At 70.4% G+C, this 21,962-nt stretch carries 16 protein-coding genes and 1 pseudogene; 9 read left to right on the top strand and 8 right to left on the bottom strand.

The annotated features are described in order from the left end of the window. Positions 1 to 28: 28 nt before the first annotated feature. The gene (locus LBW94_RS29155; RefSeq protein WP_225058256.1) at positions 29 to 922 is read right to left on the bottom strand and encodes a helix-turn-helix domain-containing protein; all 894 of its coding nucleotides are present in this window, start codon (positions 920 to 922) and stop codon (positions 29 to 31) included. 360 nt (positions 923 to 1,282) lie between these two features. On the opposite strand from LBW94_RS29155, the gene LBW94_RS29150 reads away from it, so the two are divergent. The 8 genes from LBW94_RS29150 (at position 1,283) to LBW94_RS29115 (ending at position 8,568) form a co-directional block, all read left to right on the top strand. Next, entirely contained in the window at positions 1,283 to 1,480 is a 198-nt protein-coding gene (locus LBW94_RS29150; protein ID WP_225058257.1) for a hypothetical protein, read from the top strand. Beyond that, on the top strand, positions 1,477 to 1,788 hold the full coding sequence (locus LBW94_RS29145; RefSeq protein ID WP_225058258.1) for a hypothetical protein: 312 nt from the start codon (positions 1,477 to 1,479) through the stop codon (positions 1,786 to 1,788). The genes LBW94_RS29150 and LBW94_RS29145 overlap by 4 nt, the downstream gene beginning before the upstream one ends. Positions 1,789 to 1,955: 167 nt before the next feature. Beyond that, complete coding sequence (locus LBW94_RS29140; protein WP_225058259.1) at positions 1,956 to 2,819, top strand: hypothetical protein; 864 nt, start codon at positions 1,956 to 1,958, stop codon at positions 2,817 to 2,819. A 398-nt stretch (positions 2,820 to 3,217) separates the two neighbouring features. Further along, a complete protein-coding gene (locus LBW94_RS29135; protein WP_225058322.1) occupies positions 3,218 to 4,135 on the top strand; it encodes an alpha/beta fold hydrolase in 918 nt (305 codons plus the stop codon). A gap of 144 nt (positions 4,136 to 4,279) precedes the next feature. After that, positions 4,280 to 4,570, top strand: a complete 291-nt coding sequence (locus LBW94_RS29130) for a hypothetical protein (RefSeq protein WP_225058260.1) — start codon at positions 4,280 to 4,282, stop codon at positions 4,568 to 4,570. A gap of 432 nt (positions 4,571 to 5,002) precedes the next feature. Further along, a complete protein-coding gene (locus tag LBW94_RS29125; RefSeq protein ID WP_416276983.1) occupies positions 5,003 to 5,827 on the top strand; it encodes a hypothetical protein in 825 nt (274 codons plus the stop codon). 51 nt (positions 5,828 to 5,878) lie between these two features. Further along, on the top strand, positions 5,879 to 7,819 hold the full coding sequence (locus tag LBW94_RS29120) for a fumarate reductase/succinate dehydrogenase flavoprotein subunit (protein WP_225058262.1): 1,941 nt from the start codon (positions 5,879 to 5,881) through the stop codon (positions 7,817 to 7,819). Between the two features lie 2 nt (positions 7,820 to 7,821). Further along, the gene (locus tag LBW94_RS29115) at positions 7,822 to 8,568 is read left to right on the top strand and encodes a succinate dehydrogenase/fumarate reductase iron-sulfur subunit (RefSeq protein ID WP_225058263.1); all 747 of its coding nucleotides are present in this window, start codon (positions 7,822 to 7,824) and stop codon (positions 8,566 to 8,568) included. Between the two features lie 59 nt (positions 8,569 to 8,627). On the opposite strand, the gene LBW94_RS29110 is transcribed toward LBW94_RS29115, so the two are convergent. The 6 genes and pseudogenes from LBW94_RS29110 to LBW94_RS29085 form a co-directional block, all read right to left on the bottom strand. After that, positions 8,628 to 8,807 (bottom strand): hypothetical protein, encoded by a 180-nt coding sequence (locus tag LBW94_RS29110; protein ID WP_225058264.1) that lies wholly within the window; start codon positions 8,805 to 8,807, stop codon positions 8,628 to 8,630. A gap of 93 nt (positions 8,808 to 8,900) precedes the next feature. After that, positions 8,901 to 10,040 (bottom strand): cation:proton antiporter, encoded by a 1,140-nt coding sequence (locus LBW94_RS29105; RefSeq protein WP_225058265.1) that lies wholly within the window; start codon positions 10,038 to 10,040, stop codon positions 8,901 to 8,903. Positions 10,041 to 10,142: 102 nt separating this feature from the next. Beyond that, positions 10,143 to 10,511: pseudogene (locus tag LBW94_RS29100) on the bottom strand (hypothetical protein); the annotation flags it as partial. 67 nt (positions 10,512 to 10,578) lie between these two features. Further along, positions 10,579 to 12,288 carry a fatty acyl-AMP ligase gene (locus tag LBW94_RS29095; RefSeq protein WP_225058266.1) on the bottom strand — a complete coding sequence of 570 codons (1,710 nt, stop codon included), beginning with the start codon at positions 12,286 to 12,288 and terminating at the stop codon, positions 10,579 to 10,581. Next, positions 12,285 to 19,220: a type I polyketide synthase gene (locus tag LBW94_RS29090; protein ID WP_266272372.1), complete on the bottom strand. Its 6,936-nt coding sequence runs from the start codon at positions 19,218 to 19,220 to the stop codon at positions 12,285 to 12,287. The genes LBW94_RS29095 and LBW94_RS29090 overlap by 4 nt, the downstream gene beginning before the upstream one ends. Next, positions 19,217 to 19,564 (bottom strand): acyl carrier protein, encoded by a 348-nt coding sequence (locus tag LBW94_RS29085; protein WP_225058267.1) that lies wholly within the window; start codon positions 19,562 to 19,564, stop codon positions 19,217 to 19,219. Before LBW94_RS29085 ends, LBW94_RS29090 begins: the two co-directional genes overlap by 4 nt. A gap of 174 nt (positions 19,565 to 19,738) precedes the next feature. Here LBW94_RS29085 and LBW94_RS29080 point away from each other — a divergent pair, with 174 nt between their 5' ends. Next, positions 19,739 to 20,719: an MBL fold metallo-hydrolase gene (locus LBW94_RS29080; RefSeq protein WP_225058268.1), complete on the top strand. Its 981-nt coding sequence runs from the start codon at positions 19,739 to 19,741 to the stop codon at positions 20,717 to 20,719. On the opposite strand, the gene LBW94_RS29075 is transcribed toward LBW94_RS29080, so the two are convergent. Then, the gene (locus LBW94_RS29075; RefSeq protein WP_225058269.1) at positions 20,720 to 21,691 is read right to left on the bottom strand and encodes an NAD(P)H-dependent flavin oxidoreductase; all 972 of its coding nucleotides are present in this window, start codon (positions 21,689 to 21,691) and stop codon (positions 20,720 to 20,722) included. It abuts the gene before it with no gap. Positions 21,692 to 21,962: the final 271 nt, after the last annotated feature.

Genomic DNA, 21,962 nt, shown 5'->3' with positions numbered 1-21,962 from the left:
CGCTGCCGACGCCGCAATCCCGTGTGCTTCACACCATGAATTCCTTGGCAACCTGCCGTAGCAGATGTCTACTGGCGGAAATATCCAATGCGCTGCGCAGCAGTTGCTCGTGCGCCTGCCGATACCGCCGCACATCGGCTTCTCGTTCGAGATAGAGATCCCCGGTGAAGCCCTCGACATAGACCACCGGCGGCTCCACCGGCTGCCCCTTCGCATCCGCGCCGAACTCGAGAAGCACGAACGGCCCGGTCGAAAGTCCCAGGGGGACACCGGAACTGAAGGGCAGAACGCGCAGCTCGAGATTCTCCCGAGTACTGAGATCGGCCAGATGCCGTAGCTGCGCAGCCATCACCTTTGCACTTCCGACGACGCGGCGCAAGACCGATTCACACAACACCACCCCGAGGTTTGCGGGCTGATGTCTGCGGGTGATCAGCACCTGCCGCTGCAACCGCAGCTGGACCCGCCGCTCCAACTCGGCGGCCGAATTCCGGGGATATCCGAGGGTATTGAGCGCTCGTGCGTAATCCACCGTCTGCACCAGTCCGGGCACCAGCTCGCACTGATAAGCGGTCAGCCGGCGCGCGGAGGCCTCCAGGCCGACGAAGACGTCGAAGTCCTCCGGGATCAGGTCGCCGTAGGCGTGCCACCAACTCTTCACCGCCGCCTGCTGCGCCAGTCCTTTGAGGCCCTCGCCGATATCGTCCGGGATGCCGTAGATCCGGCACAGCGCCTCGATGTCGATGGTGCGGATCCGATCCGCCTGCCCCTTCTCCAGCCGCTGCAAGGTGGTGGCGCCCCATTCCATCAACTTCGCGGCCTCGGCGATCGTCAGCCCGGCGCGAGTTCGCCAGTCCCGCAGATACCTTCCGAGCTGCCGGCGCGGCAGCGTCGACGAGGTAGGCGCGGAGGTTTCCGACACAGCACACTCCGTTCGGTTCGGATGCCCCGGGACGGATGTCGTGATCCGCTCCCGCCCGCCCCCGGCGCATCGCATCGGCAGAGCCTTCGTCCACTATGGAGAATCTTGCGCTCCCAGGCGGATTCGGTGCTGGGAATTCGCGCGAAAAGTTTTCTGGATATCCACTTCGGGGCCAGCGAACCGTCGGCTCGTGGATGCTGGATGTGTGCCCGGAGCGCCTGGGCTCCTTTCCGCTCCTGAATGCTCCGGGCACCTTTACGGATCGCACGCACGAAAACGCACGCAGGAACGAGGAGCCATGGCTGCACATGTCGTCGGGAAGGCGTTGATCGCAGGGTGCCGGGGGGTGGGAGGGTGCAAGTGACGAGCCTGCATCTGCCCGGCGCCGGATTGCTGCGCTGCGGCAGCGATCCCGGGGTCATGTCCGTCGACCAGGCGCACGCCGCGATGCAACTGCACCTGGACTGCACGGTCGACACCTGTCGGGTGCGGCGGCGGGCCCGCGCCGTCCTCGTGGAATCCGGGCGCTGCGTGCTCGACGAACGGGCCTTACCGTGACGGCGCTGCTGCCGCCGGGCGGCCGGAAGGTGGTGCGGCCCGCCGCAGCCCGGCAACGCGGTGACCACCCCACCGGCCGGCACGCCGCCGCCCCCGGCCGGCCGCCGATGCCCCTGCACACCGGCCGGCACGCCACTGTGTACACCGGCCGGCACGCCGTCGTGAGCCGATCGCGGCGGTCGCGGCGGTCGCGCCCGGCGCATGCCGCACTCGACCGATACGACCGCTTGATGCTCGGTCTGGCCGGATGGCTGCTCGCCGTCCGGGTGGCGCTGGTGGGGGAGAAGCAATTGGACGGGCGGTATTAGCCCGTCTCATTTGCGACAGAATTCCGGCTGCCGAAACGTTCGCGTCGCAGAACGCGCCGCGGGTGATCAACCGCCGGTTTGCGGCATTCGCCTGGACCCCTATCCTTTGTTGCTATCGGGGCGGGGCCGATGGTCCGAGGTTCCTGCACGACGGTGAGAGGAACCGCATGGCCAGGAATCAGCATCCGGATATCGAACGCTGGCCCGAGGTTTCCGACGCCGGGCGGTGGCCGGAGGCTCCGCCCGAAGAGGATCGATGGGCGGCGGCGCAGAATCGCCGCCGCCCCATGCCGCCGCCCCCGCAACCGGATCCCGAACCGGACGAAGATCCCTGGGCCGCACCGCAGAATCGACGTCGTATCCCCGTCACGCCGCCGGTCGAGGCGGAGGAGGAGCAGTGGGAGACGCCGGGCCGCCGCCGGGCCGGGCGGCTGCGCGTCGAGGTACCCCCGATCGTCAATCCCTATGCGATCGTGGCCCTGGTGGCCGCGCTGATCGGCGCTTTCCCGGTGGCGATCGTGTTCTCGTTCATCTCGTTCGGTCATCCGCGCGGCCGGATCATGGCGTTGTGCGCGCTGCTGATCGGCACGCTCGAGGTGACCGCGATCGCCGGCCTCGCCGTGCTCTCCGGCGTCACGCTGCCGCATCTGAACCTGCACCGGAACTCGGAGACCTCGGCCTCGCTCAGCCAGCCCTCCGTCGCGCCGGTGGTCCCGCCGCCGACGTCCTCGGTGCCGGCCACCGTCACCGCGACCCCGGTCACGCCGCCGAGCGTCGCCAAGGGCGAGGTGTGCACCGAGGCGCAGGTCGCCCTCATCGGCGCCGCCTCCGACGGCGGCACCCTGCTGTGCCTGCGCGGCAGCAGCGGGGACCGTTGGGTGGGCCCGTATTCCGTGTCCACCGCCGTGTACGACGGTGGCTCCAAATGTCTTCCGGGTACGGACAAGACCGCCCGCACCTCCGACGGTCACGCGCTGGTCTGCGAGGGCACCGCGGGTCGCGCCGGCACCTGGAACCTCTGGGTGGAATGACCCGCCTCGCCGATTGCTGTCCCGATCGCCCGGAACGATCGCCCGCAGCGGGCAATCTCCGGGCGATCGGCTGCCGATGGTTTGCGAGCGACCCGGCCGGTGCCTTCCGGACCTCGGGCGCTACGCCTGTCGAGGGAAATCTAGCCCTGTCTAGCAAATGATCTAGACAGCCGAAGATTTGGCTGTGTGGCGGCCCGGCCGCACCGCGGTTGCCCGCCGTACCGGCCGCATCGGCGACATTTCGGTCAGCAACCGATAAAGATTGCCCACCTCGGGACTGATCCGGTGCGCATCCGGGTAACCCCTGCTTCCCCCCGAGCGGCAAGGAGGTGGGATCCGTGGCCGACCGTCGAGACCTCCAGCGGTACGGCCGGACTCGCCCGGCGGCGAGCGTCCCGATCGTCGCCGACGACGGGACCCCGCTCGCCGCACACGAATTCGGTTCCCGCGCCGCGGCGCTGACCGTCGTGTTCGTGCACGGGCACTGCCTGCGGGCCGAATCCTGGTCGTTCCTGCGCGGCCGGTTGTCACGGCACTGGGGCGCCGAGGTCCGGATGGTCTGTTACGACCATCGCGGGCACGGCGAGTCCGGGTCGGCCGATCCGGCCACGTACACCATCGACCAACTCGCCCGCGATCTGGACGCGGTCCTGCGGGCGCTGGTACCGGACGGGCCGGTGGTGCTGGTCGGACATTCGATGGGCGCCATGGTGACGCTGGCCTATGCCCGGCTGTTCCCGCACATGATCGGCGCCCGGGTGGTCGGCCTCGGCCTCATCGCCGGGGCGGCCAGCGGGGTCACTGCCGTCGGGCTGGGCCGGTTGCTGAACCGATGGACGGTCACCTCGCTGCAACTCGCCGTGCGGCGGGCGCCCCGGCTGGTCGAGGCGTCGCAGCGGCTGTCCCGGCAACTGGCCGTGCCGATGGTCCGCAACGCCCGCGGCCGCGCGGCCGGACCGCGGCTGGTCGCGGCGGCGACGGTGCTGCTCAACGAGGCGTCGCCGCTGACCATGGCCAGTTTCCTGGACTCGCTGCGGTGTTTCGACGAGACCGCGACGCTGTGCCTGCTGGCCGGGCTGCCGGTGCTCGTACTCGGCGGTTCGGCCGATCTGGTGGTGCCCTTCGCGCATTCGGTGGTGCTGGCCTCACAGTTGCCCGGCGCCGAATTGGTGCGTCTGGACGGGGCCGGGCACAGCGTCATCCTGGACCGTGCCGAGCAGGTCGCCGCGGCGGTGGCGGCGCTGGTGGAACGGGTGATCCCGGCGTCCGCGCCGGGCTGTCACACGGCCCTGCCGGGCTGTGCCGAGGCCGGTTGACCAGCGGTTTGCCTCCGGATGCGGCGATGTTTTTCCACACTGCGCGAGCCAGATGGCGAAAGATCGCGTACTGTGTTGTAGATCACGATGTGTGGTCCATCACATTGTGGCGACACATCCGCAAACGTCCTCGAGGAGGGTTCGATGACACGCAGCGAGATCGCGGAGCTCCGCTTCGCAGTCAGCCAGCTACGCCAGTGCGTCGGCGTACTGCGGTCGCACTACGGCGAGTCCAATCCGGTCCGGCGGTTGGAGAACGACCTCGAACGGCTCACCATCGACGCCGACGAGTTCGAGCAGTCCCCGCCGCCGGAGGCGACCGCCCATGGCGACCAGGAGATCATCTACGTCCCGGACAGCAAGTCCGACGAAGCCGCCTGGATGGGGGCGCAGGACGAGGGGCTCGGGTTCCACTCGCGCCCTCGCACTGTGTAGCGGCCGCTCGGAAGCTCCGCAAACGGACAGCACGGATCGGGAGCATCGGTCACCCGGTTCGTGCTGTTGTCGTGTTCGCGGGTCGATGTGTCGGCTGTCGGGGCCGGGGCACTGATTCGTAGCTGACATCGCGGGCGGGATCCCCGGAGATCCGGGGGAAATGCCGGGACCGCCGGATATGCCCCGAAAAGCGTTGGCGGCCGGTCGGTTTGCCTGTCGTTCACTGATCTTGTAATCATGCGTCATGATCAGAAAATGTGGCGCAAATCATATCCGTGGAGTCGGGTCGATTCTCCCGGGACCCGGGACAGGTCATAGCCCCGTTGTCGTAAGGTGCTCACCATCACATTCGATGCCGGAGGTAACGATGACGTTCCACGGGGTAGATGAGCGAGGCATCCTGCCGTGAGCGAGCTTGCGAGCGAACCACTTATCCAGCACTCGACAGCCCCCGAGCCCGGTACGGGCGTATTCGGCAGCGGCCGGGCGGCATTGGCGACGCGGACCCTCCGCACCGATCGATGGTGGGTTCCGCCACTGGTCACGGTGGTCGGGCTGGGCGCCTTCATCGTCTACGCGACCATCAGAGCCTTTGTGCGGACGGCGTATTGGGTCGAGCCCTACCACTATCTGACGCCGTTCTACTCGCCCTGCGTGAGTACCTCGTGCGTCGAGGGGTCCAGCCATCTCGGGCACTGGGTCGGCGCGCTGCCGTCCTGGATTCCGCTGGGCTTCATGGTGTTGCCGTTCCTGCTGTTGTTCCGGCTCACCTGCTACTACTACCGCAAGGCGTACTACCGGGCGGTCTGGTTCTCGCCGCCGGCCTGCGCGGTGGCCGAGCCGCATGCGAAATACACCGGCGAGACCCGGCTGCCGTTGATCATCCAGAACGCGCACCGCTATTTCTTCTACATCGCGGTGCTGGTGTCGGTGATCAACACCTACGACGCGGTCATCGCCTTCCACGGCAAGACCGGTGGGGTCGGCATCGGGCTGGGCAGTCTGATCATCACGGTGAACGCGGTGCTGCTGTGGACGTACACGCTGTCGTGCCATTCCTGCCGGCACATCGCCGGCGGGCGGTTGAAGCACTTCTCCGCGCATCCGGTCCGGTACTGGTTCTGGACCCAGGTGTCGAAGCTCAACACCCGGCACATGCAGCTGGCGTGGACCACGCTGGGCACCCTGGTGATCACCGACTTCTACGTCATGCTGGTCGCCAGCAACACCATCTCGGATCTGCGGATCGTCAACTGACGAATCGCTCGTGTCCCCTCATTCCCTTGTCCTACAGGAGTATTCGGTTCCATGCCTGAAGTCGAGCGGCACAAGTACGACGTCGTCGTGATCGGTGCCGGTGGTGCCGGCCTGCGCGCAGCGATCGAGGCTCGCGAACACGGTCTGTCGGTCGCGGTGGTGTGCAAGTCGCTGTTCGGCAAGGCGCACACCGTGATGGCCGAGGGCGGGTGCGCGGCGTCGATGGGTAACGCCAACGAAAAGGACAGCTGGCAAACCCATTTCCGCGACACCATGCGCGGCGGCAAATTCCTCAACAGCTGGCGGATGGCCGAACTGCACGCGCAGGAGGCCCCGGACCGGGTGTGGGAGCTGGAGAGCTGGGGCGCCCTGTTCGACCGGCTGCCCGACGGCCGGATCAGCCAGCGCAACTTCGGCGGTCACACCTATCCGCGGCTCGCGCACGTCGGTGACCGGACCGGTCTGGAGCTGATCCGCACCATGCAGCAGCGCGTGGTCGCGTTGCAGCAGGAAGATTTCGCCGAGACCGGTGACTACGAGTCGCGCCTGAAGGTGTTCCAGGAGTGCACCATCACCGATCTGCTCAAGCAGGGTGATGCCATCTCCGGCGCCTTCGGCTACTGGCGCGAATCGGGCCGGTTCGTGCTGTTCGAGACCCCCGCGGTGGTGCTGGCCACCGGCGGTATCGGCAAGTCCTACAAGGTGACCTCCAATTCCTGGGAGTACACCGGCGACGGTCACGCGCTGGCGCTGCGGGCCGGGGCCGCGCTGATCAACATGGAGTTCCTCCAGTTCCATCCGACCGGCATGGTCTGGCCGCCGAGTGTGAAGGGCATCCTCGTCACCGAGGGAGTCCGCGGCGACGGCGGCATCCTCAAGAACTCCGAGGGCAAGCGGTTCATGTTCGACTACATCCCGCCGGTGTTCAAGGGGCAGTACGCGGAGACGGAGGAGGAGGCCGATCAGTGGTTGCGCGACAACGACTCCGCGCGCCGCACCCCGGATCTGCTGCCCCGCGACGAGGTGGCCCGCGCCATCAACGAGGAGGTCAAGGCCGGGCGCGGCACCGAGCACGGCGGCGTCTACCTCGACATCGCCTCCCGGCTGAAGCCGGAGGACATCGTCAAGCGGCTGCCGTCCATGCACCACCAGTTCAAAGAGCTCGCGGATGTGGACATCACGAAGGAGGCGATGGAGGTCGGCCCGACCTGCCACTACGTGATGGGCGGTATCGAGGTCGATCCCGACACCGGCGCAGCGGGGGTGCCCGGATTGTTCGCCGCCGGTGAGTGTTCCGGCGGTATGCACGGTTCCAACCGGCTCGGCGGCAACTCGCTGTCGGATCTGCTGGTGTTCGGCCGGCGCGCGGGCCTGGGCGCGGCCACGTACGTCGAGCAGCTGGAGCAGCGGCCGGAGATCGCGGACGCCGATCTCGCCGCGGCCGCGAAACTCGCCCTGGCCCCGTTCGATCCGCCCGCCGACGGCGCCGCGGAGAATCCCTACACCCTGCACACCGACCTCCAGCAGACGATGAACGACCTGGTCGGCATCATCCGCAAGGAGCACGAACTGAAGCAGGCCATCGAGAAGCTGGCCGAACTGCGCGACCGCTTCGACACCGTGACGGTGGAGGGTCATCGGCAGTTCAACCCGGGCTGGCATCTGGCCCTGGACCTGCGCAACATGCTGGTCGTCAGCGAATGTGTGGCGCAGGCGGCGTTGCTGCGCACCGAGAGTCGCGGTGGCCACACCCGCGACGACCATCCGGTGATGGATCCGACCTGGCGCAACAAACTGCTGGTCTGCCGGGTCGATCCGGACGATGTGGGCCAGACGGTGCCCGCGGTCTCGGTGACGCCGCAGGACCAGGTGCCGATGCGCAACGATCTGCTCAGCCTGTTCGAATTTTCCGAGCTCGAAAAGTATTACACCCCAGCAGATCTCGTCGCTCATCCGGCGGCTGCTGAATCCTCCGCGAAAGGGGATGCGTAGCAATGGGTTACGACGCCAGTTTTCGGGTGTGGCGCGGCGATGCGGAAGGCGGCGGCCTGCAGGACTTCACCGTCCAGGTGAACGAGGGCGAGGTGGTGCTCGACGTCATCCACCGGTTGCAGGCCACCCAGGCCTCGGATCTGGCCGTACGGTGGAACTGCAAGGCCGGCAAGTGCGGATCCTGCTCGGCCGAGGTGAACGGGCGGCCGCGGCTGCTGTGCATGACCCGGATGTCGACCTTCGCCGCGGACGAGGTGGTGACGGTCACGCCGATGCGCACCTTCCCGGTGATCCGCGACCTGGTCACCGATGTGTCCTTCAACTACGAGAAGGCCCGGCAGATCCCGTCGTTCACGCCGCCGGCCGATCTGAAGCCGGGCGAGTTCCGGATGCAGCAGAAGGATGTCGAGCGCTCGCAGGAGTTCCGCAAGTGCATCGAATGCTTCCTGTGCCAGAACACCTGTCACGTGGTGCGTGATCACGAGGACAACAAGAATTCCTTCGCCGGGCCCCGGTTCCTCATGCGCGTCGCCGAATTGGAGATGCACCCGCTGGACGTCGCCGACCGGCGCGAGATGGCGCAGGAGGATTTCGGGCTCGGCATGTGCAACATCACCAAATGCTGCACCGAAGTGTGTCCCGAGCACATCAAGATCACCGACAATGCGCTGATCCCGATGAAGGAACGGGTGGTCGATCGGAAATACGATCCGATCGTCTGGTTGGGTAACAAACTCTTCCGGCGTTGATCCGACGTCGCAGCGGTCCGGCAGCACGAGCGGCTGCCGGGCCGTTGTCATCCGGCGAACTACAACACCGAAACCATTCCGGCCGCCACGACGGCGACGAGTATTCCGATCAACAGCGAGGACCACACGGTCCCCGTCAGGAGGTAGATTCCCACGGCCGACACCGTGAACAACATTCCGACGATCAGGCGCTCCACCCAGTCGCCGGGGATGAACTTCCGGTACCGGGGAGGAGGCACATTTCTGATCCCACGGTCCATGTATTGGGAGATACCCCGAGGCGACGCGGATCAAACACTCATTCGATACAAAACAGCTACTCTTCCGTGACCTTACGACGGTGGCGTCGGCTCACCGCCGCGACCGGCCCGGCCGCTCGCCACCGCCGCCGCGGCGATCGTCACGAGCACCCCGAGCATGATCGCCGCGCCCTCTCCGGCAATCAACACGTGTGACTGGGTGCCGATCGTCACCGCCGCCACCGGCACGCCGATCTGCGCGGCGGACAGCGTCGCCAACGCGAACGGCTGACCGAGCAGCCGCATCGCCGCGTGCACCGCCACCGCCGCCACCCCGAGCGTCAGCCCGAGCAGGATCAGCCGCGGGTGATGCCCGAACTCCCGCAGGCTCAGCCGCGCGCCGAGCCAGACGAAGAACAACGGCGCCAGGAAACCGTCGCTGACCGCGAACAGCTGCTTCGCCACCCGGCGCGGTTCGCCGACCCCGGCCACCGCCAGCCCGGTCGCGAAGCCCGCGACCATCACCGACACATGGGTGTGGGTGGCCAGCGCCACCAGGATGAACAGCAGCGCCAGGCTGATCCGCAGTTCGAGCGCGAACTTGCGGCGCTGCGACACCTCGTGCGCCCGCCGCCGCAGCCCCGATCGCTCCAGATAGCGCAGCACCAGGAAGATCACCACCGCGCCCGCGGTGACCGCGAGCGCCCCCAGCGCGGTCCGCAGCGCGCCGCCGGTATCGATCACCAGCGGCAGCGCGACCGTGCAGACGGTGTCGGCCACCGCGACCTGCGCGGTCAGTTCCAGCACCGGTTTCCCGTGCAGGCCCGCCGAATCGAGGATCGGCAGGATCAGCGCGGCCGACGAGGAGGCGAGCAGCACCGCGTACAGCGCGCCGTGCCCGGTCCCGAACCACGCGGCGACGGTGTATCCGGCGGCCGCGGCGAAGACGCCGATCAGCGCCGCCCGCCACAGGCCCGGTCCCAGTGCCGAACGCACCCGCCCGTCCAGCGGCACATGGGTACCGGCCACGAACATCACCAGGGCGAAACCCATGTCGGCGAGGAAGGCGAAGACCGGGTCGTCCGGATGCAGGACGCCGAATCCGGTGGCGCCGAACACGATTCCGGCCAGCAGCTCGCCGACGATGACCGGGACGTGCCAGTTCGCCCGCCAGGCCAGCGCCGGTCCGGCCAGACCGAGCACCAGCACCAGCGCCAGGGTCGAGAATGTCACGCGCGGTTACTTCTTCGACTTCGACTTCCCGGCGGCGCTCTTGCCGGAGTCCGGTTTCGTCTCGGCCGGTGCGGCCATCACGTCGTGCAGCCCGACGATCTTCACCGGGATCGCCAGGTCCTCGTCGGTGTGATAGCAGGCGCACACCCGGTGATAGCCGTCGGCGATCTGGGCCGGCGTCCCGGCGGCGAGATCGCCGCGGACCATCAGGATCGGCGACAGGGGCTTACCGGCCAGGATCTTGCTCAGATCACGGCGCACATACGGATTGTCCGGCGGGAGCAGTGCCAGCTGCGCGGCCCGCAGGATGTCCTTCGCCTTCTTGTGCACCACCGGCACCGCGTGTATCAGGGATATCAGCGCGTCGATGGTCGCCTGATCGGCGATGAGTTCCAGATAGTCGGCCGCGGCGGGATAGTCGTGCTCCTCCGGGGCCTCCAGCCATCGCACCGGTGAGGATTCGCTTGCCATCCGGACATGATGACCCCCCGTCGCCGGTGCTCGCACCGGACACGCCAAACTTCGACACGCCGTGTGGTCAGAACGACAGCTGGATCGGCGGCTGGATGAGCCGGGTGAAGGCCCCGGCTCGATAGCGGGCCCGGCATTCCCCGCGCCGCAACTTACCGCTCGAGGTCTTCGGGATCTGCCCGCGCGGCACCAGCATGACGTCGGCGGGCGTGATGTCGTGCGCGGCGGTCACCGCGGCCCGGATACGCCGCGCCACCGTCACCGGATCGGCCAGCCGATCATCGAGTTCCGCCACCAGCACCAGGGTTTCGTGATCGCCGTGGTCGATGCCGAAGGCGGCGATGTGGCCCGCGCGGACCTCGGGCGAGACGCCCGCGGCGGTCGCCTCGATATCGGCCGGATAGTGGTTGCGGCCGTCCACGATGATCATGTCCTTGAGCCGCCCGGCCGGAAACACCTGGCCCGCGTGCACGAAGCCGAGATCGCCGGTGCGCAGCCAGCGTTCGTCGTCGCCGGGTAGTCGCGCGCCGAACACATCGGCGCTGGCCTGCGGGCGCCGGAAATATCCGGCGCTGACATTCGGCCCGGCCACCCAGATCTCGCCGACCTCGCCGTCGGTCACCACCCGATGCCGCAGCGGATCCACGATGCGCACCCGCTGACCGGCCGGGGTGCCGCAACCGACCAGTGCCACCGCCTGGGTCGGGATCGTCGCGGGCACGGCTCGTCCGGCCGCCAGTTCGCCGCGATCGAATTCCTCGACCAACGGCGGACTCTCGGGAGCGGCGAAGGTGACCGGCAGCGTCGCCTCCGCGAGACCGTAGCCGGGGGTGTGCGCGTCGTGCCGGAAACCACAGGGGGCGAACAGCTTCGAGAAGGCGGCCAGCGATTCGGGGCGGATCGGCTCGGCGCCGTTGATCAGCAGGTCCAGCTCGGACAGATCCAGCCCGGCGCGCTCCTCGGCGGTGGTGGCGGTCACCGCCAGGGCCAGGCCGAAATTGGGCCCGGCGGTGGTACCGGCCCGGTAGTCGCTGCACGCCCGCAGCCAGCGGATCGGCCGCTTGGCGAATTCGGCCGGCGGCAGTGTGACCGCGAGCACCCCGGTGTACAGCGGCAGCGACAGCGCCAGGACCAGCCCCATGTCGTGGAAGAACGGCAACCAGGTGACGATCGGCTTCACGGTGGCCGGCGGCAGCCCGGCCCGCAGCTGCTCCAGCGCGGCGGTCAGATTCTTGTGCGAGATCTCCACTCCGGCAGGCGATTTCGTGGAACCGGAGGTGTATTGCAGATAGGCGGGATGGTCGCCGACCGGATCGAGCACCGGTTCGGCCGGCAGCGGGTCCACCGGCACGGCCAGCACCCGGCCGGCCGCGGCCTCGCTGTCGCGGGTGCCCGCCTCCGCTCCCGGGGACACCAGGCTCACCGCGGGTTCGGCATCGGCGACCACCGCCACGAGCCGATCGATGTTGCGGTGCGGCGTCACGGGGAACAGCGGCACCGCCACCCGCGCGCTGTAGAGGCAGGCGAGGAAGGCGATCGCATAGTCCGGCCCGTGCTCGCACAGGATCGCCACCCGCGCACCGGGATCGGTGCAGGCGCGCAACTCGGCCGCGAGTGAGCCTGCCGCCGTGTGCAGTTCACCGTAGGTCAGCGGCCGGGGCAGGCAGTCGGCGCCGCGATAGGTCAGGGTGATCAGGGCCGGATCCCCGGGCCGGACCCGGGCGCGTTCGGAGACGGCCACGGCCAGGGCGGCCGCGAAGGTGCCGGGGACGGTCACGGGAACTCCTGGCGGGCCTGCCGGATGGAAAGGTGCGCCGCGAGCGCGGCGACGGTCGGGAACTCGAACAACTCGGCGGTGCCCAGCCGGCGGCCCAGCCGGGCCTCCAGGGCCCGGCGTAATTCGATGGCCAGCAACGAGGTCAGGCCCAGCGCGACGAAATCGGTCTCCGGGTCGATGCTGTCGATCCGCCGATCCAGCGTCTCGGCCAGCGCCGACCGGATGGCGAGTGTCAATTCCGCGTGCCCGTCGGGCCCCGTGGCGGGCGCGCCTCGGTGGGTCTCGCCGGTGGGCCGCCCGACGCTCCGCAGGGCTCTCCCGCCGGCCGGAGTGCCGTCGGGCAGTTCCTCATCGCCCGGCTCCGGTCGTCCGGCGGCCGATGCGGCAGCGGTGTGCGCACCCGTATCCGCCGCCGGCGTCCCACCGCGCCGGGCCGGAACCAGCGGGGCGAGAATCGAATCCATCGGCGGCAGGGCCGGACGTGCGGGGTCCGAGCCGTTCTCGCGATGCGGGCCCGGCGGATAGCCCAGTGCGGTGCGGATGCGCTCGGCCAGCGGGGAGCGGTCGGCGCTGGGAGAGTAGTCCAGGGCCAGTACGAACGGTTCCCGCTGGGCGAGTACGGCCGGGAGCACCGCCGCGCCGCGGGCCGCGTCGAAGGGCACCACCCCGGCGCGGCGTAGGTGGTCGGCGCCGCCGGCGGTGGCCGCCAGCCCGGAATCCCAGCTGCCCCAGGCGATACTGATCACCCGCCGGTCGGTCCGGCCGCGCGCCAGCGCGTCCAGGGCCGCGTTGGCAGCGGCGTAGGCGGCCTGGCCGGGAGCGCCGAGGGCCCCGGTCGCCGAGGAGTACAGCAGGGCGAAGTCGATCGGATCGGCGGCGGTCAGATCCAGCAGATCGGCCGCCGCCAGCAGTTTGGGCGCGAACACGGCCAGCAGCGATTCCCCGGTGACGGCGCTGAATTCGGCATCGCGCAGGACGCCCGCGGCATGCACCAGACCGCGGATGGTGGAACCGCATTCGCGAATGTCGTCGAGCGCATTGGCCAGGTCCGCGCGATCGGCGACATCGCAGCGGACCACCACGATCCGATCCTCCAGGCCGTCCAGCAGCGGCGGCAACGGGCGCGGCGTCCGGGTCAGTACCACCACATCGTGCGCACCGGCCGCGAGCAGCCAGCGCACGGTGGCGGCGCCGAGCGCGCCGAGGCCGCCGGTCACCACATAGGTGCCCTCGGGCCGGAGCACCGACTCCCCGGCGCCGGGTGCGGGCACGAATCGCCGCACGTCGATGGCATCGCCGTCGACCCGGACCTCCTCGGGCCCCGCCGGATCCAGGATCAGGTCGGGCAGCGGCCCGGGTTTGTCACCCGCGGCCCAGACCAGCCGGATCGGCCGCCCCGACTCCGTCTGCACCGAGCGCACCAGCCCGGCGACGGCCTGCTGTTCGACCGCCGCCCGGTCGCGCAGCACCACCGTGAGCGCCGTCGTCGCCTCGTCGTCGTACACCCGTTGCAGCAGCTCCAAGGCCCGCACCACCGCGGCGGGCGCCACCTCCGCGGGGGCGGCGGCGCCGTCGGGCCACACCAGCACCACGGCCGTGCGGTCGGCGCGGGTGGCGAGCATCGAGCTGACGATCGGGCCCGCCGCACCGGGCTCGCGGGCGATCCGCTCGGCCGCCAGCCGCCGGTGCAGCGCCCGGGTCAACCGCACCGCCAGCGCCGACTCGCCGACGATCAGCACCCGCTCGACATGCGAGAGCGGTTGGGCCGCCGCCCAATCCGCGGCCCGGGCGGGCAGCCACGCCTCGTGCCGCAGCACCGCGGCCGGGGGATCGGCCCGCCGGGGGCGGATCACCGGGACAGTCGGGGCGAGCAGCAGGTCCAGGCCGCCCACCCGGCCGTCGCCGGGATCCGGCGGGCCGGCCGGCGCGGACGCGGCCACCGCCACGCCCGGCAGCGCCGCAAACCCGATCCGGATCCCCGACAGCGCGGCCGCGGGCGCCCCGTACTGGTCGAGCGCGATGACCTCGCAGACCAGGCCGGTGGGCCCGGCCGCACGGACGAAGGCGTGCGCCTCGGTGAGCAGCAGATCGGGCGCGCCCGCCAGCCAGACCGACGCGATACCCACCGGCAGCGGCAGCACCCCGTCCGGCAACAGCGGCAGCGCCGCCGCCGCGATCACCTGCAGGCAGCCGTCGAGCACCGCCGCATCGAACCGCACCTGACCGAAAAAGCCGATGGCACTGCGTGATCCGGCGACCACGGCCCGCAGCGTGCGGAATCCGGGCCCGTACTCCAGCCGCCGTTCGCGCAGCGCCGTATAGAAGGCGTCGAGATCGATCGACCGCAGTGCGCGCCGATCACCCCGATGCGCGTCGACCGCCCGCATCCACCCGACGATCTCGCCCGGCAGCGGCGCCGGCGCGGACCGCCCGGAGGCCAGCGGCACCGGCCCCAGCGCCTCGAGCAGTCCGCCGGTCTCCCGGTACCGGACCTCGTCGAGCGCCGCCACCTCGGTCCGTTCGTGCACCGTGAAATCGACGATCCGCGAACCGGTTTCCGGACCCAGCCGGAACAACTGGCGCAACCACCAGGTCACCGGCACGGTCGGCACCCCGTCGACCACGTGATCGTGCAGCGGCGCCGGATCGTCGAGCAGCGGTACCGGTTCCGCGGCGGTGCGCGGCGGGAAGCTCCGATGCCGCCAGATCCGTTGCGGCGCGGGTCCGGTGCAGGCGCCCGCCGCCGACCAGTCCGGCGACCCGCCCGCCACGAACAGCCGCCCGATCCCGTCCAGGAACGCGCTGGCCTCGGCATCGCGGTCGGCCACGGTGACCGTGGACCGCGCGAACTCCGGCCGATCCCGCACCGCGGGCGCCAGCACCGGATGCGGCCCGAGCTCGATCACCGTCGAAATGTCCTCGGCCACGGCGGTTTCCAACGCCGCGGCCAATTCGACGGTGCCACAGGCATTGTCCACCCAGTACCCGGAATCCAGTGCCCCGGTGAACTTCTCGCCGCGCCGCGCGGTGGACAACAACGGCACCCGCGGCGTTCCCGGCCGCAGCCCCGTCAGCGCGCCGCTCAGCTCCGTGGCCAGCGCCCGCACCTGCGGACTGTGCGCGGCGAAATCCACGGCGATGTACCGCGCGAACATCTGCCGCCGCTGCGCCCGCCGCACCACGGTCTCGACCCAGCGGGCCGCCCCGGAGACGACCACCGCCCGTGGCCCGTTGATCGCCGCGACCGCCACCTGGGACCGCAGTGGTTCCACCAGCCGCGCCGCCTCGTACGGCGTTGCCTCCAGCACCGCCATCGCCCCGCGCCCGTCCAGTCGCGCCAGCACGGTACTGCGCGCCACCACCACCCGGGCCCCGTCGTCCAGCGACAGCCCCCCGCACACCACCGCCGCCGCGATCTCACCCAGCGAGTGCCCCGCCACCGCATCGGGATGAATTCCCCAGGCCCGCAACAACTCCGCCAGCGCCACCTGATACACGAACAACGCGGGCTGCACCCCCGCCGTTCCCGCCGGTCGCTGCGCGAACCCGTACCGCGGCGTCCACACCCGCGGACCCCCGGCCCGCACCACCGCATCCGTGGCCTCCGCCACCGCCCGCGCGAACACCGGATACCGCGCCGCCAGCGCCCGCCCCATCCGCGCGTGCTGTCCACCCTGCCCGGAGAACAGGAACAACACCCGCCCCGGCCGCCGCACCCGCCCGGGCCCGATCACCACCCCCGCCGCGTCGCCGGCCGCCCCGCTCTCCGCCACCTCGAACCCACCCGGCGGGACCGGTGCCCGTCTCGGCTCATCCGGCCGCTCGGCACTGTCGTCCCGCGCCTCGGTCGAACTCCCGGCGGCCGCTCGGCCCCCATGCCGCCGGTCCGCGCTGCCACTGTCCGCGTTCTCCGGTGCCGCGACCTCGGACCCACCCGGCGGGACCACAGCCCGTCTCGGCTCGTCCCGCCGCTCGGTGCCGTCCGCCGGCACCTCGGCGACGGTCCCGGCGAGTGGCCCGTTGCCGGAGCGCCGGGCTTCGGTGCTGCCACCGGTGTTCTCCGGTGCTGCCGACTGCTCGACTGTCCGTCCGCTCATGCCGCTGACCCGGGGCGGGGGACCGGAGGTGTCGGTACCCGCAGCTGTGCCGGGTTCCGGCCGCTCGGTAATCGTTTCGGGGAGATCGGTGTCGACATCGTTGCCGCCGGGCCGCTTCGACGCCGTCCGGCGCATCGTGACGTCGGCGACCGCCGCGGATGGGTGCCGCGTTGCGCCGATGCTGCCGTCGGCGGGTCCCGCCGACGCCGTCCCCGGGCCGTCGGCTGCCGGACCGTCGCTCGTCTCGCCCGAGTGGGCGACAGCGCGTGGCGCGGCGGTCTCCTGCCGGGCCCCACGGCCGGAGTCCGGACGGTCGTCGGGTGTGGCGGTACCCGTCGCCGGGTCGGTGGAGTGATCGTGGGCGGTGCCGTGGAATTCGTTGTCGGTGGCGAGTTCCGGGGCAGGCGGTTCCGCTCCGGCAAGGGGTTCGTTCGCCGGTGCGGTGGTGTTCGCCCTCAACCGAGCCGGTGCGTCGAGGCGCTGCCTCGAATTCGGCGGCGCATCGGTTCCCGTTGCGTCCGGGGAGGTCTCGTCGGCACGACGGTCGGTTGCGGTGCCGGCGACGGGTACCGTCGTGCCGGGGGAGTGATTCCGGTCGTGTTCCGCACGCTCCGTAGTGGATGCATCGCCGCTCGAGCCGAACCCTTTCGTGGAGTGAGGTGGGCGGCCGTCCGGGACAAAGGAATTGCTGGTCGCGAGGTGGTCCGATGCGTGCGCCGGACCATCGGTGCGGTGCCGAACGGCGCTGGTGGTGCCGGTGTCCGGGGCGGAGCGTACCTGCTCGTCGGTCTCCGCCGAGGTCGGACTCGCCGGTGACTCGGCGATTGCCACGCCGGATCCACTGCTGGCCGGACCTGCCTGTGTGCGTGGTCCGGAGGTCGGGGCGGGCGCGGCCACCGAGTTGCTCGGGTCGGCGGTATGACCGCCGAGATCGGCCACCCGCCCGCTCGCGGCGCCGCGCGAATCGCCCGGGCCCGGCGGCGTGACACGGACACCGGGCAGCGGGTGCCGGAGGCCGATCGGCGACGGGGTGCCCGCTGTCGGCACGGAGATGCCGCGGGACGGGTCGCCGGAATTCGCCGGACGGGCCGGCGGCCGCTCGGTCGCCGGTCTCTCGTCACCGGAGAGCAGTGCGGACGTGACGACGTGCGGGTCGGCCGGGGCTTCGCCGGTGTGGGCGTCGTCCGGCCCGGCGGCTGTGGACGCGCTCTGCTCGGTCGTCGCCGCCGATCCGAAAACGACCGGCGATTCGACGGATTCGAACCGGGGCGCGGCGGTGGCGTCCGATTCCTCCGTGGCCTGTCCGGGGTGAGGGCTGTTGTCCGACAGTAAGAGTCGTTCGGCGACCGGTGTGTCCGGCGGGAGGACGGGGGTCGCCGCCAGGGCGCGCAGCAGGGTGACGGCCTCCTCGCGGTCGGCCGCGCGGATGGCGGCGCGGACCGGCTGGGGCAGCAGGCGGCCCGCCGCGGCGGCGAATTCGCGCAGGGGCGTGCCGGATTCGGCGAGGATGGTGGCCCAGCGGGCCGCCAGGGTGCGCAGTTCGGTCTCGTCGCGGCCGGATACCGGGATCAGCACCGGGGGATCGGTGTCGCGGACGGCCCGTTCCGGTACGCCACGCAGCACCGCGTGCGCATTGGTGCCGCCGAAGCCGAACGAGCTGACCCCGGCGTACCGTTCGGCGGGCGGGGCGGTCCAGTCGAGCGGCGTGGCCGGTACCGTCAGGCCGCGTTCGGATAGTCGCAACAGCGGATTGGGTTGCCGGAAGTTGATACTGGGCACGACGGTGCCGTGATGGATCGACAGGGCGGCCTTGGCCAGCCCGGTCACCCCGGCGGCCGCCTCCAGGTGGCCGAGATTCGATTTCACCGAGCCGATCCGGATGGGGGTCGCGTCCGGGGGCCGGTCGCCGAGCACTGCCGCCAGCGCGCCCACCTCGACGGCGTCGCCGAGTGGGGTTCCGGTGCCGTGACATTCGAAGTAGCCGGCGGCGGCCGGGTCGGCGCCGGCCCGCTGCCACGCGGCGCGGATCACCTGTTGCTGGGCCGTGCCGCTGGGGGCGTACAGGCCGTTCGAGCGCCCGTCGGAACCCACTGCGGCGCCGAGGATCTCGGCGTAGGCGCGATTGCCCTCGCGGTGCGCGTCGGCGGTGCGCTGCAACACCAGCACGGTGCAGCCCTCGGCGCGGGTGTAACCGTCGGCGGCGGCGTCGAAGGGTTTGCAGCGGCCGTCGGGCGCCAGGAAACCGGCGGTGTCCAGGTAGTTCGTCGGGTGCGGCAGCAGGGTGAGGTGTACGCCGCCGACGATCGCCAGGCCGGTCGAGCCGTCGGCCAGCAGCCGCAGCGCCAGGTCGACCGCGGCCAGCGAGGCGGAGCAGGCGCTGTCCAGCACCAGGCTCGGTCCGTGCAGATCCAGCACGTACGACAGTCGATTGGCGATGATGCTCAGCGCCGAACCGGTCAGCGCGTAGGGCGCGTCCCCGCCGCCGCGGCCGACGACCACGGCGCCGTGGTCGTAACTCGTCGCGCCGAACACCACCGCGGTATCGGAACCGCGTACCCGGTAGCCGATTCCGGCATCGTCGATCGCCTCGACGGCCACCTCCAGCGCCAGGCGCTGTTGCGGATCCATCGCTGCCGCTTCCCGATCGGTGATCCCGAACCATTCGCTGTCGAAGGCGTCGACCCGGTCCAGATATCCGGCTCGCCGGGTTCCGGATCGGCCGGGCGGCGGTGCGGCGGTGGCATCGCGGCCCTCGCGCAGCAATCGCCAGAATTGGTGCGGGCCGGACGCACCCGGCACCCGGCAACCGATGCCGATGATCGAGACCGGCGTCACGAGGACGCCAGATGTTCGACCAATCGGCCGATGTCGGAGTGGTCGTACAGGGCGGTGAGCGAAACCTCCACGCCGAGTGCGTCTTCCAGGACCGCGGTGAGCCGGGCCAGTTGGGTGGACGTCAGCCCCAGATCGGTGAACGGCGCATCGGTGGCGATCTCGCTGCCGGGCACCCCGACCAGTTCCGCGACGGCCGCCACAGCGGCCGCGGTCATCGCCGCGCGGCCCCGCACCCGCGCCGGATCGACGCCGGTCACCGCGTTGCCGACCGAGGTGCCGCCCGGCCGGGAACGCCCGTCCGCCGAAGTCCGTCCACCGAAGAACTCTGCCCCAATCCGGTTCACCCCTCGCATGCTCCGGCGCCGCCGCCCGGCGCGGCCCTGCTCCGTTGCCGCCACCGGCCCGCGACGATCGCGGATCCGGCGGCACGCGCCTCGCGTCCCTCCGCGATTATGCCGAGAACCGGCCGCGCGGAGAAGAGTTTCCGGCACAGGCCACTATCGAATACCGTTGGCGCCGTGACCGAAGCCAACGACGACAACCCGGAAGATCCGGCCGATCCGACCGTGGGGCGCCCCGGGGTGCTGGGCACGCTGGTCCGTTGCTGCGGCGCGCTGGCCGCGACGCCCGGCCGGTTGCTGCGCCCCCGTCGTCCCGATCACCGGCTGCTGGCGAGCCTGACCCCGCTGCCGCCGCCGCCGGCGCAGACCACCGTCGCGCTGCGCGCGTTACCGCAGAGCCGGACCAGCGCCCCGCTGACGATCGTCGCGGAAGGCGTGCGCAGCCTGCGCACGGTCTACACCGTCTACGGCGGCTTCCTGGTCGAGCATCCGAAGGCCCGATTCCTGATCGATCCGGGCCTGTGCGCGAATGTCCACGAGCGGGTCATGCCGGGGCATCCGTTCCCGGTGGGGCTGCTGGTGTCGCCGGACAAGCCGGTGCTCGGGCTGGCCGACGCGCTCGCGGACGCGAAGGCCGAGGTCGCCGACATCGACTTCGCGCTGGCCACCCACCTGCACTGGGACCACGTCTCGGGCCTGCTGGAACTGCCGGAATCGGTCGAATTGCAGGTCACCGCAACCGAATACGACTGGGCCATGACCGGCCGGCAGGCGCCCTACGGGGTGGTGCGGTCCACGCTGTACGACCGCAAGATCTCGCCGTTGACGCTGGACGGGCCGCCGGTGCTGACCTTCGGCGCCAGCCACGACCTGTTCGGCGACGGCTCGGTGCTGCTGGTCGACCTGGCGGGGCACACGCCGGGCAGCATCGGGGTGCTGCTGGCCGTCGACGACGGCACCCGGGTGCTGCTGGCCGGTGACGCCGTCTGGAATTCGCTCCAGATCCGGCTGATCCGGGAGAAGGCCCCGATGCCGGGCAAGCTGTTCGACGCCGACCGTGATCGCACCTTCGAGACCATCCACCGGCTGCACGCCCTGCCCTCGGGCATCGAGGTCATCGCGTCGCACGACTACGACGCGATGCTCGCCCGCGCGTGATCAGCCGACCAGCGACGCCAGCCGGCCGCCGATCAGCTGCTCGGCCTCGGCCACCATCCGGCTGATCAGCTCCGCGCAGGTCGGGATGTCCTCGATGAGGCCCTGCACCTGACCGGCCGACCAGATCCCGGCGTCGAGATCGCCGTTTTCGAACACGCCGCGGCCGCGGGCGCCGGCGACCAGTTCCCGGACGTCCTCGAACGTGCCGCCGGCCTTCTCGATCTCGACCACCTTGCGGCTGATCTCGTTGTCCGCCACCCGCGCGGTGTTGTGCATGGTGCGGAAGATGAGCTGGGTGCTGCGCTCGGTGTGCGCGACGATCTGCTCCTTGACCTTCCGATGCACCGGCGACTCCTCGGTGCACAGGAAGCGGGTGCCCATGTTGACCCCGTCGGCGCCGAGCGCGAGCGCCGCGACCAGGCCGCGCGCGTCGGCGATGCCGCCGGAGGCGATGATCGGAATGTCCAGCGCCCGGGCCGCGGCCGGGATCAGCACCAGGCCCGGCACATCGTCCTCACCCGGGTGACCGGCGCATTCGAAGCCGTCGATGGAGACGCCGTCGACGCCGATCTGCTGTGCCTTGAGGGCGTGCCGCACGCTGGTGCACTTGTGCAGCACCTTGATCCCGGCCTCGCGGTACGCGGGCAGGAACGGCTGCGGATTGCTGCCGGCCGTCTCGACGATGGTGACGCCGGATTCGATGATCGCGGCGACGTATTCCTCGTACGGCGGCGGGTTGATCGAGGGCAGGATCGTGACGTTGACGCCGAACGGCTTGTCGGTGAGCTCCCGGGTGCGGGCGATCTCGGCGCGCAGCGCGTCGGGGGTGGGCTGGGTCAGCGCGGTGAGGAAGCCGAGTCCACCGGCGTTCGCCACGGCGGCGACGAGTTCGGCGCGGCCGACCCACATCATGCCGCCCTGCACGATCGGATGTTCGATCCCGAACGTCTCGGTGAATCTGGTGCGCAACATCGCCTGTCCTCCCTGACCGCCCGGACGTGCCTCCGGATGCCGTCGATGGTGGCACGGGCGGGTCGGACGGAACAACCTCGATGTGAGCCGAAGTTTGCGTAGCCCGGCCGATCGCAGGGTGGTGTCACCACTGCTGGTGGTGCTAAAACTCGTTATAAAAGCTGCCTTCAACTGTGTATATGTGCCACAACTGGTGATCTCCGGTGTACTCCTGTAACTCTTGTCACACAAAAAGTTAGTTGGTATTCTCATCATAGATTCGGCCGATCGG

It is taken from the genome of Nocardia sp. alder85J, assembly GCF_020176955.2.
In the GTDB taxonomy this organism is placed as follows: Bacteria; Actinomycetota; Actinomycetes; order Mycobacteriales; family Mycobacteriaceae; genus Nocardia.
This window is presented reverse-complemented; position numbering and strand designations above follow the sequence as displayed.